Annotated in this window: 13 protein-coding genes; 7 read left to right on the top strand and 6 right to left on the bottom strand. The window is 67.4% G+C overall.

The window, feature by feature from the left end:
• Positions 1 to 57 precede the first annotated feature (57 nt).
• Both E4341_RS00350 and nth read left to right on the top strand, forming a co-directional pair.
• Positions 58 to 1,374 carry an NAD(P)/FAD-dependent oxidoreductase gene (locus E4341_RS00350; protein ID WP_165113972.1) on the top strand — a complete coding sequence of 439 codons (1,317 nt, stop codon included), beginning with the start codon at positions 58 to 60 and terminating at the stop codon, positions 1,372 to 1,374.
• Positions 1,371 to 2,114, top strand: coding sequence for an endonuclease III (nth, locus tag E4341_RS00345; RefSeq protein ID WP_165113971.1), 744 nt, complete (start codon positions 1,371 to 1,373; stop codon positions 2,112 to 2,114). Before E4341_RS00350 ends, nth begins: the two co-directional genes overlap by 4 nt.
• Here the strand turns inward: nth and E4341_RS00340 are convergent.
• On the bottom strand, positions 2,111 to 2,527 hold the full coding sequence (locus E4341_RS00340; protein ID WP_165113970.1) for a MarR family winged helix-turn-helix transcriptional regulator: 417 nt from the start codon (positions 2,525 to 2,527) through the stop codon (positions 2,111 to 2,113). The genes nth and E4341_RS00340 overlap by 4 nt on opposite strands.
• A 297-nt stretch (positions 2,528 to 2,824) precedes the next feature.
• Between E4341_RS00340 and E4341_RS00335 the strand changes: the two genes are divergently transcribed.
• Entirely contained in the window at positions 2,825 to 4,288 is a 1,464-nt protein-coding gene (locus E4341_RS00335) for a methyl-accepting chemotaxis protein (RefSeq protein WP_165113969.1), read from the top strand.
• Between the two features lie 39 nt (positions 4,289 to 4,327).
• Here E4341_RS00335 and E4341_RS00330 read toward each other — a convergent pair whose 3' ends face one another.
• Positions 4,328 to 5,200 (bottom strand): RimK family alpha-L-glutamate ligase, encoded by an 873-nt coding sequence (locus E4341_RS00330; RefSeq protein WP_165113966.1) that lies wholly within the window; start codon positions 5,198 to 5,200, stop codon positions 4,328 to 4,330.
• 92 nt (positions 5,201 to 5,292) lie between these two features.
• On the opposite strand from E4341_RS00330, the gene E4341_RS00325 reads away from it, so the two are divergent.
• Positions 5,293 to 6,309 carry an adenosine kinase gene (locus E4341_RS00325; protein ID WP_165113963.1) on the top strand — a complete coding sequence of 339 codons (1,017 nt, stop codon included), beginning with the start codon at positions 5,293 to 5,295 and terminating at the stop codon, positions 6,307 to 6,309.
• 45 nt (positions 6,310 to 6,354) lie between these two features.
• On the opposite strand, the gene E4341_RS00320 is transcribed toward E4341_RS00325, so the two are convergent.
• Entirely contained in the window at positions 6,355 to 7,485 is a 1,131-nt protein-coding gene (locus tag E4341_RS00320) for an aromatic ring-hydroxylating dioxygenase subunit alpha (protein WP_165113960.1), read from the bottom strand.
• Positions 7,486 to 7,593: 108 nt separating this feature from the next.
• Here E4341_RS00320 and E4341_RS00315 point away from each other — a divergent pair, with 108 nt between their 5' ends.
• The 3 genes from E4341_RS00315 to E4341_RS00305 all read left to right on the top strand — a co-directional run bounded on the left by E4341_RS00315 (position 7,594) and on the right by E4341_RS00305 (position 11,394).
• A complete protein-coding gene (locus E4341_RS00315) occupies positions 7,594 to 8,565 on the top strand; it encodes an alpha/beta fold hydrolase (RefSeq protein WP_165113956.1) in 972 nt (323 codons plus the stop codon).
• A gap of 5 nt (positions 8,566 to 8,570) precedes the next feature.
• Entirely contained in the window at positions 8,571 to 9,194 is a 624-nt protein-coding gene (locus E4341_RS00310) for a trans-aconitate 2-methyltransferase (RefSeq protein ID WP_165113953.1), read from the top strand.
• Positions 9,195 to 9,300: 106 nt separating this feature from the next.
• On the top strand, positions 9,301 to 11,394 hold the full coding sequence (locus tag E4341_RS00305; RefSeq protein ID WP_165113947.1) for a transglycosylase domain-containing protein: 2,094 nt from the start codon (positions 9,301 to 9,303) through the stop codon (positions 11,392 to 11,394).
• A 70-nt stretch (positions 11,395 to 11,464) separates the two neighbouring features.
• On the opposite strand, the gene E4341_RS00300 is transcribed toward E4341_RS00305, so the two are convergent.
• From E4341_RS00300 to E4341_RS00290, 3 genes are read right to left on the bottom strand one after another with little or no spacing between them, the layout of a single operon-like run.
• Positions 11,465 to 11,842 (bottom strand): lysozyme inhibitor LprI family protein, encoded by a 378-nt coding sequence (locus E4341_RS00300; protein ID WP_055808962.1) that lies wholly within the window; start codon positions 11,840 to 11,842, stop codon positions 11,465 to 11,467.
• Positions 11,843 to 11,899: 57 nt separating this feature from the next.
• The gene (locus tag E4341_RS00295; protein WP_165113943.1) at positions 11,900 to 12,622 is read right to left on the bottom strand and encodes a M48 family metallopeptidase; all 723 of its coding nucleotides are present in this window, start codon (positions 12,620 to 12,622) and stop codon (positions 11,900 to 11,902) included.
• Entirely contained in the window at positions 12,588 to 13,868 is a 1,281-nt protein-coding gene (locus tag E4341_RS00290; RefSeq protein ID WP_165113939.1) for a polyhydroxyalkanoate depolymerase, read from the bottom strand. Before E4341_RS00290 ends, E4341_RS00295 begins: the two co-directional genes overlap by 35 nt.
• Positions 13,869 to 13,891 lie beyond the last annotated feature (23 nt).

Raw genomic sequence — 13,891 nt, 5'->3', positions numbered from 1 at the left:
CAATAGGCGATTGGGACGGCGCCGATCACGACCGGTTTTCGTGTATGTCCTGACGCCATGAACCCCCGCATCTCCGCCTCCCAGCCGCTGCCGTCACAGGTCGATATTGTGGTGATCGGCGCAGGCGCCGCCGGCATCGCCGCCGCGCGTCGTCTGATGCGACCCGGCCTGTCGGTTCTGGTGCTGGAGGCCCGCGACCGGATCGGCGGGCGCGCCTGGACGGTTCGGGCCGAGGGCGAAGGGTTGGACATGGGCTGCGGCTGGCTGCATTCGGCCGATGACAATGTGCTGGCGGGACGGGTCGAGGCCGAGGGGCTGACGCTGGACCAGACCCCGCCGCCCTGGCGCACCCAGGTCTTCGATCACGAGATGACCCGCGCGGATCAGGCCGAGTTCGGCGAGGCCTTCGCCGCCTTCGACCAGCGGGTGACCGAGGCGGCGTCGCTCGTCCGCGCGGGTGTGGGGGAGGATCGTCCGGCGTCGGACTTCTTCGATCCCGACTGTCGCTGGAACCCGCGCATGGACGCCATCTCGGGCGCCCTGAACGGCGCGCGGTTCGCCGAGGTGTCCAGCTTGGATTACGACGCCTATGGCGACACCGGCGTGAACTGGCGGGTGCGCGAGGGCTATGGCCGCCTGATCGCGCGGCTGGGCGAGGCTGTGTCGCCCATCACGATCACGGACTGCGCCGTCAGCCGCATCGACCGTTCCGGACCTGTGCTGCGCCTGGAGACCAATCGCGGCGAGTTGACCGCGCGGATCGTCATCCTGACCGTGCCCAACAGCCTGATCGCCAGCGAGACGATCCGCATCGATCCGCCGGTTCCGGCGCTGCTCGAGGCGACGACGGGCGTGCCGCTGGGCCTGGCGTCCAAGGTGCATATGACCGTGCGCGGCGCCGGCGATTTCCAGCCCGACACCCAGTTGTGGACCCGCACCGATACGGCCGAGACCGGCGGCTATCACCTGCGGCCGTTCGGGCGGCCGATGATCGAGGCCTATTTCGGCGCAGACCTGGACTGGGGGCTGGAGGCGCAAGGGCCGGCCGCCCTGTTCGACTTCGCCGTGTCCGAACTGGTCGCAGCCCTGGGGTCGGACATGCGCCGGCGGCTGGAGGCGGTCGCGGTCAGCGGCTGGGGCGTCGACCCGTGGTCGCGCGGCGCCTATTCCCACGCCTTACCGGGCCATGCGGCGGACCGCGCCAAGCTGCGCACGTCGGTCGAGGACCGCATCTTCCTGGCCGGCGAGGCCACGGCGCCGGTCTATTACGGCACAGCCCACGGCGCCTGGATGGAGGGCAAGCGCGCCGCCGACGCCGCCCTGACTGCCTTGGGTCTTGACCCACGTCGTCCCGAGGACGACAGCGAGGCATGAAGCCCGCCAAGGCCAAAAAACCCGCCGCCAAGCCTGCCAAACGCCCGGCCGTGATGACCGGGGCGGCCATTCCCGTGCTGCGCTGGCCGCCCGATGAGGACCGTGTCGAGGCGATCTTCGAACGCCTGTCCGGCGTCATGCCGGAGCCCAAGACCGAGCTGGATTTCTCCAATCCTTTCACCCTCGTCGTCGCCGTCGCCCTGTCGGCCCAGGCCACGGACGTCTCGGTCAACAAGGCGACCGAGCGGCTGTTCAAGGTCGCGGACACGCCGGAGAAGATGCTGGCCCTCGGCGAGGAGGGGCTGATCCCCTACATCGCCTCCATCGGCCTTTATCGCGGCAAGGCGCGGAACGTCATCGCGCTGAGCCGCATCGTGCTGGAGCAGCATGGCGGCGAGGTCCCACTCAACCGCGCCGATCTTCAGGCCCTGCCCGGCGTGGGTCGCAAGACGGCCTCGGTGGTCCTGAACGAGCTGGGGATCGAGGCGGCCATCGCCGTGGACACCCACGTCTTTCGCGTCTCTCACCGGTTGGGCTTGGCCAATGCCGGAACGCCGGACAAGGTCGAGGCCCAGCTGTTCAAGGTCGTGCCGGAGGACTGGCTGCCCAAGGCGCACCACTGGCTGATCCTGCACGGCCGCTACACCTGCACGGCGCGAAAGCCCAAATGCCTATCCTGCATCATCGCCGACCTGTGCCCCTCGCGGGCGGGCCTGATGGGGCTGGGCGAGACGGGCTAGACCCCCGGAGCGGCGTCGGGGCCGTGGGTCAGCTTCTCGGCCAAGGCCTTCAGCACGCGAAGTGCGGCAGCCATATCCTCGTCCGAAACGCCTTCAAACATTCGTTCGCGCATGGCCGCGGCATGGATCTCGAACGCCTCGATTTCGGCGCGCCCGGCTGGCTCCATCTGGATCAGCCATGACCGGCCATCTCCAATCATCCGACGCCGGCTGACCATGCCGTCTTTCTCGAGTCTTTGCACCAGACGGGTGAGCGACGCGCCGGACAGCTCCATCCTGTTCGCCAACTCGGAAAGCGTCAGGCCCTTGGGCTCGTCCGCCAGGAAATAAAGCACCACGGTCGGCGCGCCCGTGTGTCCGGACTCTCGGAACAGATCGGCGACACGTAACTTCCATCGCTTGGCCGTCACCATCAGTGTCATGGCGACGTCGAGCTGAAGGGCGCTGCGCTGATCTGACGACAGCAGGTGCGGGCGTTGCGACAAATATGACCTCTTGGAACCAGCGGGCGGCGTAGCGGCTTTAAGGCGACTAAAGCTAGACCGCAGAGGAATATTCTCTCCCAGGTTGAGCCTTTAGCGCGCTAACCATGCTGACACCTGATTTAAAGTGTTGATGTGGCATTAACGTTCATCTCAGCACGAAAGATTTTTGCATTGCGCCTTTTTGCCAAAAACAGAGATGACAAGACGCTCAACGAGCTGCGCAACATGATGGCTGCCGTCAGTCGCTCTCAAGCAGTCATCCAGTTCGATCTGGATGGCGTCACTCTGGAGGCCAATCAGAACTTCCTATCAGTGGTGGGATACGATTTGTCCGAAATCGTCGGACGTCACCACAAGATCTTCGTCGATCCGACTGAGGCGCAGACGCCGGCCTATGCCGAGTTGTGGCGAAAGCTGAACGCAGGTGAGTTCGTGGCGGACAAGTTTGTGCGCTACGGCCGAGGCGGCAAGCGCGTGGTCATCGAGGCCAGCTACAATCCTATCCTGGACAGCGACGGGCGTCCCTACAAGGTGGTCAAGTTCGCCACGGACGTAACCGCCGTCGAGGAAGAGCGCGAACGCCGGGCCGAGGCGGACCGTCAGGCCGCGCAAGTTCAGGCCGCCGTCGTCGAAGGCACGGCCAGAGGGCTGTCGGCCATGGCGGCCGGCGACCTTTCCTATCGCATCCAGGACGACTTTCCGGGCGACTACGCCGTCCTGCGCGACAACTTCAACCAAGCCATGGCGACGCTGGATCAGGCGCTGGGCGTAATCGGCGTCAACGCCGGGTCGATGCAGTCGGGCGCACAGGAGATCGGCAGCGCCGCCGAAGACCTGTCGCGTCGCACCGAACAACAGGCCGCCAGCCTGGAGGAAACCGCCGCCGCGCTGGATCAGATCACCGCGACGGTGCGCAAGACGGCCGAGAACGCCCAGGCCGCCGACACCGTCGTCACCCAGGGGCGGACCCAGGCCGAGACCGGCGGCGTGGTCGTCCAGAAGGCCGTCGCGGCCATGGGCGAGATCGAACGCTCGTCCAATGAGATCAGCCAGATCATCGGCGTGATCGACGAGATCGCCTTCCAGACCAATCTCCTGGCGCTGAACGCCGGCGTCGAGGCCGCCCGTGCGGGCGAGGCCGGCCGTGGCTTCGCCGTCGTCGCGTCCGAAGTGCGCGCCCTGGCCCAACGGTCGGCGGAATCGGCCAAGGAGATCAAGACGCTGATCTCGGCCAGCTCCAGCCAGGTCAGGGACGGGGTCGTTCTGGTGCGTCAGTCGGGCGAGGCCCTGGCGGGCATCGCCGGCCGCATCGAGGAGATCACGACCCTGATGGGCGAAATCCGCGCCTCGACTCAGGAACAGGCGGTGGGTCTGGCCGAGGTCAACACCGCCGTGAACCAGATGGACCAGGTCACCCAGCAGAACGCGGCCATGGTCGAGCAATCGACTGCCGCCAGCCTGAGCCTGAGCCGCGACGCCGCCGAACTGGCCGAACTGGTCGGCCGCTTCGAGGTTAGCAAGGTCGCCGCGGCCCCGACGCCGATCCACGCGGCCTCCGTCCAGCAGATGAAGGCGCGCGTCGAAAGCTTCGCCCGCGCCCACGCCGCCCCTGCGCGCGCCCGCATGGCGGCTGGCGGCGGCGGGCGGGCCGCTGTGGCCACCGTTCAGTCGGACTGGGAAGAGTTCTGAGCTCCAGGCTCGGTTGGGCGCGATTCAGCGCCAGGCGGCCTAGGCCTCCAGCCGCGCTTTGACGGCCTCGGCGAAGCCGGCGCCGTTCGCGGGGTCGTGGTCCAGATAGAAGTCCGGTTCGATCAGTTCGGCCTCCATCAGCACCCATCGGCCGGCGTCGTCGCGGGCCATGTCGATGCGGGCATAGAGTAGCGGTTCGTCGATGGCGGCCAGCACCTGCTCAGCCAAGGCCATCGCCGCCGCATCCGGCGTCACGGCCGTATACAGGCCGCCGAACTGGACCTGGATGCGGAAGTCGCCCGCCACCGGCCGCTTGTTGACCGCATGGCTGAACGGGCCGCCGAAGAACAGCAGCGAGGTCTCGCCCTCGGTTTCGATCGATTTCAGATAGGGCTGGATCATCGCCGCGCCCTCGGGCGCATCGCTCAACACCTCGCCTGGCGTCAGGCGCAGGGTGCGAAACGCCCCGGCCGAGACGGTCGGCTTCACGATCAGCACTGGCGCGCCGGTCTCTGCGAAGGCGGCGTCCACCTGATCCTGGGTCACGCGGTCGGTCCAGCGCGTCTGCGGGATCGGCACGCCCTTGTCCGCCAGCCGCGCCAGATAGGCCTTGTCGGAGTTCCAGCGCAGCACCTCGGCGGGATTGGCGACCGCCAGACCGGCCTCGCGCCACGTCGCGCAGGCCTTCAGCCAGCGCCCATGATCGCGGTGATAGCCCCAGGCGATGACCGGCAGGATCAGGTCATAGGCCTTGAGGCCCGACGCGTCCTCGACATGATCGCTCCAGGGCGTGGCCGTGACCGTCGCGCCCGTGCTCTCCAACGTCGCCTTCAACCGTTCCAGCACCTCTGGCCAGCGCCCGACATAGGTCTTGTCGGCGGGATCGGGGGTCAGGACGGCGATCTGGGTCATGCAGTCCTCATACCGAAGCGACGTGGAGCATATAAGGGCTTCCTTATGTGATTTCGGGTGACGTGCGGGCATTGACCGGCTAAGGCGCGACCATGACCCAGAACACCGCCCAATATGACGTCTGCGCCGTCGGCAACGCCATCGTCGACGTCCTCAGCCCCTGCGACGCCGCCTTCCTGACGGCCCAGGACCTGGCGCCCAACTCAATGCAGTTGGTCGACGCCGAGCGCAGCGCCGCCCTGTATGACGCCATGGCGCCGGGCGTAGAGGCCTCGGGCGGTTCGGCAGGCAACACCGTGGCGGGCGTCGGCTCGTTCGGCGGCCGCGCGGCCTATATCGGCAAGGTCGCCGACGATACGCTGGGCCAGGTCTTCACCCACGACATCCGCGCCGCCGGCGTTCACTTCGACACGCCTGTCCTGACGGCCGGGGCGGATCAGGGCTTCGGCACCGGCCGCTGCCTGATCAATGTGCTGTCGGACGGCGCACGCACCATGGCGACCTTCCTGGGCGCCGCAAACCAGCTGTATGCCGACGACATCGACGAGGCCCTGATCGGCGCCAGCGAGATCGTCTATCTGGAAGGCTATCTGTTCGATCCGGCGCCCGCCCGCGCCGCCTTCGAACGCGCCGCCGCCGCCGCGCACAAAGCCGGCCGCAAGGTGGCCATCACCCTGTCGGACACCTTCGTCGTCGCCCGCTGGCGCGCCGAGCTACTGGATTTCATCACCCAGTCCGCCGACATCGTCCTGGCTAACGAGGCCGAACTGGGCGCCCTGTTCGAGACCGAAGACTTCGACGCCGCCGCCGCGAAACTGGCCGCCATCGTCGAGATCGCCGCCGTGACGCGCGGCGAGCAGGGCTCAGTCGTGATCAAGGGCGAGGACCGCGTCGTCGTCGCCGCCTATCCGGTCGCCAAAGTCATCGACACCACCGGCGCCGGCGACCAGTACGCCGCCGGCTTCCTGCTGGGCCTCGCGCGCGGCCTGACGCTTGAAGAGGCCGGCAAGCTGGGCTCGCTGGCGGCGTCCGAAGTCATCGCCCACTGGGGCCCGCGCCCGATGGTGAAGCTGGTCGACCTGGCCAAGGAGAACGGGCTGAAGCTGTAAGACCCAGTGTCCCCTCCCCACAAAGTGGGGAGGGGGACCACGGCGTCAGCTCTTCCACCTCAGCGTCGTCGGCTGGATCGGGTTCACGAAGGCTCGGTCTTCCGCCCGGCTCTTGGCCCATTCGCGCTTCAGCTGCTGATACCACTTGGCCTGTTTGTCGGCGTCGTCGATCCAGATCAGGGCAGGGTCGTAGCGCAGGCCTTCGTTCTGAAGGTTCACCATCCCGCCGTCCTGTTTCAGGAAAGCGACGACCCCCATCCGCAGGAAGGGCTTGGCCAGGCCGAACACCCGATGATCGGACCAGAAGATCTGCGTGATGCGCGTCTTGGTGTCGGTGATCGGCGTCAGGCAGGTCAGGGCCAGGACCTGTTTCTCGCCCACCTGGATGTGCTCCCAGCGGAAGCCCGGCAGGCGGAAGGTGATCTCGGTCGCGGGCGCCCCGCCCAGGATCTTGTAGAGGCGGCTGTTCGACGACGGCGCATGGCGGACCATGGCCCAGCCGAATTCGGTCGGGGCGAAGGCCTTGGATTTCTCGTGCATCGAATGCTCGGACCGCCACCACCATTGCTGGTGGACGTAGGGGCCGTGGGCGGGGTCCATCAGGCCGACGACCGCGTGGTCGATATGGCTGTCGAAATCCATCGCCTCGACCAGCTTCGCCTCGCCGCCGACCACGCCGGGGAAGACGGGCGGTTCATGGTCCGGCTCCATCGGGTTGCGGGCGTCCGACGCCATCCAGACGAAGACGATCCCTTGGCTCTCGCGCACCGGATAGGACCGTACGCGGATGCGGTTCGCCTCGAACGCCTGATCCTCGACCAGCGAAGGAATGGCGGCGCAGACGCCGTCGGGGCGGAAGCGCCAGCCGTGATAGGGACATTCGACCGTCTCGCCCTCGCCGGGCTTTTCGACCAGCTTGCCGGCCGACAAGGGCGCGGCGCGGTGGGGACAAATGTCGCGCATCGCATAGACCTGGCCGGCGCGAGTGCGGCCGATCAGCACCGGCTCGCCCATGATCTCGTAGCGTTTCAGGCTGGCCGGAGCGACGTCGCGGCCCAGGGCGACGAAATACCAGGCGTCGGTGACGAACCCCTTGCCGAACGGCTGCGCGCCGCCTTTTGAAGGGGCGGGTTCGACCTGGGGGGACTGGACGGGAGCGGCGTCGGCGGGCTTCATGCCGACTGTCTAACAGAGCCGCGCGCCGCCTGTCTCATATCACCTGACAGAGAACTTTACATATCAAAGTTGATGCGGCATAAGCGGGCGTCAAATGGGAGTTTGATCATGACCATCGCATCCATTCTGAACCGCGCCGTCGGTGCCGCAGCAGCCGCCGCCTTAATCGCTGTGGCGCCAGCGGCCTTCGCGCAGGACGGGCACGGCGCCCATGCCGAAAGCGGCCATGCCCACGGCCATCAGCATGCGGATTTCCAGTCCGACCGCATCCATGTCCGCGTCGACGGCGACGCCGGCGGGCGCGACATCATCCTGATCCCCGGCCTCAGCTCGTCGCCGGAGATCTGGCAGGGGACGGTGGATCATCTGGGCGCCGGCTGGCGCGTCCATCGCATCCACGTCCAGGGTTTCGCCGGCGCGCCGGCCGAGGGCAATGCGCAGGGCGCGACCCCGTCGCCCGTCGCCGCGCCGGTCGCCGAAGAGATCGCCCGCTATATCCGCGAAAAGGGCCTCACCAAGCCGGTCGTCGTCGGCCATTCGATGGGCGGCACCATCGGCATGATGCTGGCCGCGCGCCATCCCGATGCGGTCGGCAAGCTGATGGTCGTGGACATGGTGCCTTTCATGGGCGCGATGTTCGCCGCGCCGGGCGCCTCGGCCGAAAGCGTGACGCCGGTCGCCGACCAGATCTGGGCCGCCCAGGCCAACAGCCCGCGCGAGGCCTATGTCGCCCAGGCGACGACCAGCATCAACGGCATGATCAACACCGAAAGCCGCCGCGCCGAGGCATTGGAAGACATGCGCGAAAGCGACCAGAAGGTCTCGGCCGCCGCCTTCCGCGAGCTGATCACGTCGGATCTGCGTCCCGAACTGTCCAAGATCACCGCCCCGACCGAGGTGCTGTACGTCAAGTTCAACGATCCGCGCATGACGCCCCAGATCACCGACAGCATCTATCGGATGTCCTTCGCCAATCTGAAGGACGCGCAGTTGAAGCGGATCGACGACAGCGCCCACTTCATCATGTTCGACCAGCCCCAGGCCTTCTACGCGGATCTGGACGCCTTCCTGGCGAAATAGGCGCCGTGACCCATCCGTCCGCGAAACGAATCGTCGGCCTTTATCGGGACAAGGCCGACGACTGGGTCCGGGATCGGGGCGAGACCCTGTATTCCGGCGAAGACGGGGCGGACGAAGCGGTTTGGCTGGACCGCTTCGTTGCAGAGCTGCCCGCAGGCGCATCTATTCTGGATGTCGGCTGTGGTTCGGGCTGGCCCATCGGGGCCGCCCTGTTGGAGCGGGGGCATCAGGTGACGGGGGTGGATGCGTCGCCGGGCCTGATCGCCCATGCGCGGGCGACGCTGCCGGCGGGGGTCTGGTCGGTTGGAGATATGCGTGAGTCCCTGCCGCCGGGTCCGTTCGACGGCGTTTTGGCCTGGCACAGCCTGTTCCATCTCAGCCCCGACGATCAGAGCAGGGTATTGCCGAAGCTGGCTGCGTGCGTCGCCGACGGCGGGCGGCTGATGTTCACCTCGGGCCAGGCGCACGGGGAGACCATCGGCGACTGGCGGGGCGAGCCGCTCTATCACGCCAGTCTTGACCCGGAGGCCTATCGCGCCCTGCTGGCCGACGCCGGATTGCGCGTGGAATACGACGGGGCGGAAAGCGGCGTTTGGCTGTGCAGGCGCGCCTTTCTTTCGGCGAAATAGCCGCTCACGATCCCGTGAAGTCGGCGGGACCGTTTCGGCGGGCGTTCATACGCGATACACAGCCGATGAACGAGAACTCGCCCAAGGCGGCATCTGAAGGACGGACATGGCGGGACCGGTGAACGCGGGCGGACCACAGGCGCAGGGCAAGCCCCGCCGGTCGGCCCTGGGACGGTTGTTCTACTGGAGCGCCGTGCTGGCGGTCTGGGGGCTGATCTTCCTCGTTGTCTTCTTCGCCGTCTTTGCGCGCGGCCTGCCGGACACCTCCAGCCTGTATCAGGTCGATCGCCAGCCCTCGATCACCTATCTGGATCGCAATGGGGCGTTGATCGCGACGCGGGGCACCCAGATGGCGCCGCCCGCCGATCTGGATGCCCTGCCGGACTATGTGCCGGCCGCTTTCATCGCGATCGAGGATCGGCGCTTCTATCACCACCCTGGCTTCGACCCCATCGGCATGATGCGGGCGATGGCGACCAACGTCCGCGCCGGTCGGGTGGTGCAGGGCGGCTCGACCCTGACCCAGCAACTGGCCAAGAACCTGTTCCTGACGCCCGATCAGAACATGCGCCGCAAGGTGCAGGAGCTGATGCTGGCGGTCTGGCTGGAGATGAAATTCTCCAAGAAAGAGATATTGGCCCTCTATTTGAACCGGGTCTATTTCGGCGCCGGCGCCTACGGAATCGAGGCGGCGTCGCAGCGCTATTTCGACAAGTCGGCCAAGAACCTGACGGTCGGCGAGGCTGCGTTGCTGGCTGGCCTGCTGAAGGCGCCCTCGCGCTATTCGCCGGTGTCCGAGAGCGAACGCGCCGCCGCCCGCGCCACCGTCGTGCTGAACGAGATGGAAGAGGCCGGCGTCATCACCGCCGCCCAGCGCGAACAGGCCGTGACCCAGCCGGTCATCGTCTCGCGCACCCTGGCGACCCAGCACGCCCAGTATTTCATCGACTGGCTGGACAAGTCGATCCGCAGCCTGGTCGGCGAACCGACCGAGGACATGGTGGTCGAGACCACGCTGGACCTGACGCTGCAGACGGCGGCCGAGCGGTCGGTGCGCCGCATCCTGGATCGTGACGCCGGCAAGGGCGTACAGCAGGCGGCCCTGGTCGCGCTGGACGGCGACGGCCGGGTGCGCGCCATGATCGGCGGCTCCTCCTATGCCGACAGTCAGTTCAACCGCGCCGTTGACGCCAAGCGCCAGGCGGGTTCGGCCTTCAAGCCCTTCGTCTATCTGGCGGCGGTCGAGGCGGGCTATACGCCCCAGACCCCGGTGGTCGATCAACCGATCACCATCGGCAACTGGTCGCCCCGCAACTATTCAGGCACGTTCAGTGGAAACATGACCCTGGCCCAGGCCGTGGCCCAGTCGACCAATACGGTCGCGGCCTACGTCGCCGATCAGGTCGGGCGCGACAGCGTGGCCCGCGCCGCGCGGCGTCTGGGCATCGAAAGCCGCATCGGCCTGGAGCCGGCGATGGCGTTGGGCGCGGTCGAGGTCTCGCCGATCGAGATGGCCACCGCCTATGACGCCTTCGCCAACGGCGGGCGCCGCGTCGATGCCTATGGCATCAGCCGCATCCGCACGCCCCAGGGCCGCGTCATCTACCAGCGCCAGTCAGGCCAGAGCGGTCAGGCGATCAACAATCCGTCGCTGTACTACATGAACCAGATGCTGCGCGGCGTGGTGACCAGCGGCTCGGGGCGGTCGGCGGCGATCTCGGGCCGCGACCTGGCGGGCAAGACCGGCACGACCTCGGATTACAAGGACGCCTGGTTCGTCGGCTATACCGGCGGCTTCGTCACCGCCGTCTGGGTCGGCAAGGACGACAACACCGCCATGCGCGGCGTGACCGGCGGCTCGTCGCCCGCCGCCATCTGGAAGGGCTTCATGGAGGCGGCCTTGCCGCGCCTGGACGCCCCCGCCATCCCCAACGGTCCGCCCATGCCCGAAGGCTGGGTCGCGCCCGATCCGGTCGGCGACCTGATGAGCGGCCTGGATCAGAACGGCCTGCCCATCGAACCCGTCGATCCCCTGGCGGGCGAGCCCTATGTCTCGGACGACCAGGCGCCGATGCAGCAGTCGTCGCCGCAGCCGTCCAGTCCCGCGTCTCCCAAGGGCGGCTATCGCGATGCGCCGAACCCGCAGCAGCCCGAGGGCCGGCCGGCGCCGGAAAGAAAGGGCGATGCCCTGTTCTTCTGATCGCGACGCCAACGGCGCGTAAAAAGGGAGGCGACCCGGCGGTCGCCTCCCTTTGCATTTCAGCCCTGGGTCAGCGGGGGCAGGACAGGTCGCCTTCCTGACATTGGCTGAGGGTCCGCAACTGGCGTGTCCGCTCTGTCGTCAGACGCGCGAGGCAGGTCGAATGCACCATCGGATAGGCGGAACCGCCCTGAACGCCGGAGGCCTCGAAGCGGCATTGCTGATCGCGGAAGCTGATCCAGGTGCGTTGGGCGGTGCGCAGCAAGGTGCGGCTGGCGGGCGACAGCCGTCCCATCGTCGTCGTGTACTGGCTATTGAGCGCCCGATCGGCGCGCTGAAGTTCCTGAGCGGCGTTGGCGTTCATCGTAGCCTGCGACTGGGCGCTGGCGGACGAGGCGGCGGCAGCGGCGAGACCGAGCGCGATTGACAGGGTGATCATCGTTTTCATGGGGCGTTCCTGAGTGGGCGGGCCATGCTAAACGCGCCCGGCCGCTGGGGTTTCCGCCTAACGCCCCACGGCGTGAAGGGCGGCGCCGTAATCCTTCAGCCATTTGCGCCAAGGCTTGTGATCCCCGACCAGCCGTTCGACCACGGACCAATAAGCCGGGCTGTGGTCGGCGTGGACCAGGTGGGCGACCTCGTGGGCGGCGAGGTAGTCGATGACCGGGGGCGGGGCCATGATGACGCGCCAGGAGTAGCGGATGGTGCGGTTGTGCGGGCTGCACGAGCCCCAGCGCGACCGGGTGTCGGCGATGCCCATCTTGATCGGGCCCTGGCCCAGGGTGCGCAGATGGTGGTCGGTGCGTTCCAGAAGCGTCTCGCGCGCCTCGCGTTTCAACAGGTTTTCGACGCGGCGGGCGTAGGCCTCGCCCTCGCCGCCCGAGCGGATGATGGTCCCGTCCTCGACCAGGCGCGCGGCGCCCCCGCCGGGCACGGCCTCAAGCCGCACAGGCCTGCCGCGCAGGGAGATGACCTGTCCCGGTTCCAGCGGGCGGCTCTTGGGGCGGACGGCCAGGCGTTCGCTGATCCAGACGGCCTTGGATCGGGCGAAGGCGACGGCCTGGCTCAGGTCGCGCTCGGTCGGGGCGATGACCACGGCCTCGCCGGCGCGCGCATCGATCCGCACCGATAGGCGGCGGGCACGCGAATTGACCGACAGTCTTAGAACGGGACCGGCGCCGGCCCCGCTTTCGTCAAGCGGCAGCTGCTGACCGTTGCGATACGCCACCGGCGGCCTCGTTCTGGGCGATGAAATCGCGCACGCGGGGATAAATCTCGTCACGGAATCGCCGGCCGTTGAACACGCCATAATGGCCCACGCCCGGCTGGATGTAGAGGACGCGGCGATCCTCGGGAATGTTTGGGCACAGGCCGTGCGCGGCCTGGGTCTGGCCGACGCCGGAGATGTCGTCCTTCTCGCCCTCGACGGTCATCAGGCCGATGTCGGTGATCCTGGACAGATCGACCTTGCGCCCGCGATGCTCCAACAGGCCCCGCGCCAACAGATGCTGCTGGAAGACGATGTCGATGGTCTGGAGATAGAACTCTTCGGTCAGGTCCAGCACCGACAGATATTCGTCGTAGAATTCCTCGTGCTTTTCGACCTCGTCGCCGTCGCCGGCGATCAGGCTGGTGAAATAGTTCCAGTGGGCGTCGCGGTGCCGATCCTCATTCATCGACATGAAGCTGTAGAGCTGGACGAAGCCCGGATAGACGTGCCGCCCAAAGCCCGCATAGGGCAGGGGCACGGTGTGGATCATGTTCGACTTGAACCAGGTGAAGGGCTTTTCCTCGGCCAGCTGGTTTGTCACGGTCGGCGACAGGCGCGCGTCGATGGGCGACCCCATGAAGGTCATCGACAGGGGACGGTTTTCGTCCTCGTCCTCGGCCATCACCGCGCCGGCGGCCAGAACGGGCGGGCCGGGCTGGCACACGCCGACGACGTGGGCGCGGCCGCCGATCTCGGCCAGCATCAGGCGAACGTGGTCGATGTAGTCGAAGAAGTCGAACCGGCCTTCCAGCATCGGCACCTGGCGAGCGTTGACCCAGTCGGTGACATAGACGTCGTGGTCCTGAAGGAAAGCCTCGACCGTACCGCGCAGCAGGGTGGCGTAGTGGCCCGAAAGCGGGGCCACGATCAGGACGGCCGGGCCGGAGGCGGGCTTCTTGGCGCGCTTCAGGTCGCCGATGTTGCGGGCGAAGCGGACCAGGCGGCACCACGGGCTCTGCCAGATCACCTGTTCGGTGGTGCGCACCGGCTTGCCGCCGATGTCGATGGTTTCCAGCTTCCAAGCCGGCTTGCCATAGCGCCGCGTCACGCTCTCGAACAGTTCTGCCGAGGCGTAGGCGGTGCGGCCGATGGCGGTGTCGGCCGCCGGGTTGAACGGCGAGGTCCAGAAGCTGCGGGCCAGTTGCGCGCCGACCCGGAACGGCAGGGCCGACTGGTAGGCGAGTTCATGAAAGGCGTAGAGCATGACGATCCGATACGGCCGAGCGC

It is taken from the genome of Brevundimonas sp. 'scallop', assembly GCF_011045535.1.
GTDB classification, from domain to species: Bacteria; Pseudomonadota; Alphaproteobacteria; order Caulobacterales; family Caulobacteraceae; genus Brevundimonas; species Brevundimonas vesicularis.
This window is presented reverse-complemented; position numbering and strand designations above follow the sequence as displayed.

Excerpts from the sequence above, each read along its gene's own strand:
- E4341_RS00350 (WP_165113972.1), top strand. The coding sequence starts at position 58 with ATGAACCCCCGCATCTCCGCCTCCCAGCCGCTGCCGTCACAGGTCGAT.
- nth (WP_165113971.1), top strand. The coding sequence starts at position 1,371 with ATGAAGCCCGCCAAGGCCAAAAAACCCGCCGCCAAGCCTGCCAAACGC.
- E4341_RS00340 (WP_165113970.1), bottom strand. The coding sequence starts at position 2,527 with ATGGTGACGGCCAAGCGATGGAAGTTACGTGTCGCCGATCTGTTCCGA.
- E4341_RS00335 (WP_165113969.1), top strand. The coding sequence starts at position 2,825 with ATGATGGCTGCCGTCAGTCGCTCTCAAGCAGTCATCCAGTTCGATCTG.
- E4341_RS00330 (WP_165113966.1), bottom strand. The coding sequence starts at position 5,200 with ATGACCCAGATCGCCGTCCTGACCCCCGATCCCGCCGACAAGACCTAT.
- E4341_RS00325 (WP_165113963.1), top strand. The coding sequence starts at position 5,293 with ATGACCCAGAACACCGCCCAATATGACGTCTGCGCCGTCGGCAACGCC.
- E4341_RS00320 (WP_165113960.1), bottom strand. The coding sequence starts at position 7,485 with ATGAAGCCCGCCGACGCCGCTCCCGTCCAGTCCCCCCAGGTCGAACCC.
- E4341_RS00315 (WP_165113956.1), top strand. The coding sequence starts at position 7,594 with ATGACCATCGCATCCATTCTGAACCGCGCCGTCGGTGCCGCAGCAGCC.
- E4341_RS00305 (WP_165113947.1), top strand. The coding sequence starts at position 9,301 with ATGGCGGGACCGGTGAACGCGGGCGGACCACAGGCGCAGGGCAAGCCC.
- E4341_RS00300 (WP_055808962.1), bottom strand. The coding sequence starts at position 11,842 with ATGAAAACGATGATCACCCTGTCAATCGCGCTCGGTCTCGCCGCTGCC.
- E4341_RS00290 (WP_165113939.1), bottom strand. The coding sequence starts at position 13,868 with ATGCTCTACGCCTTTCATGAACTCGCCTACCAGTCGGCCCTGCCGTTC.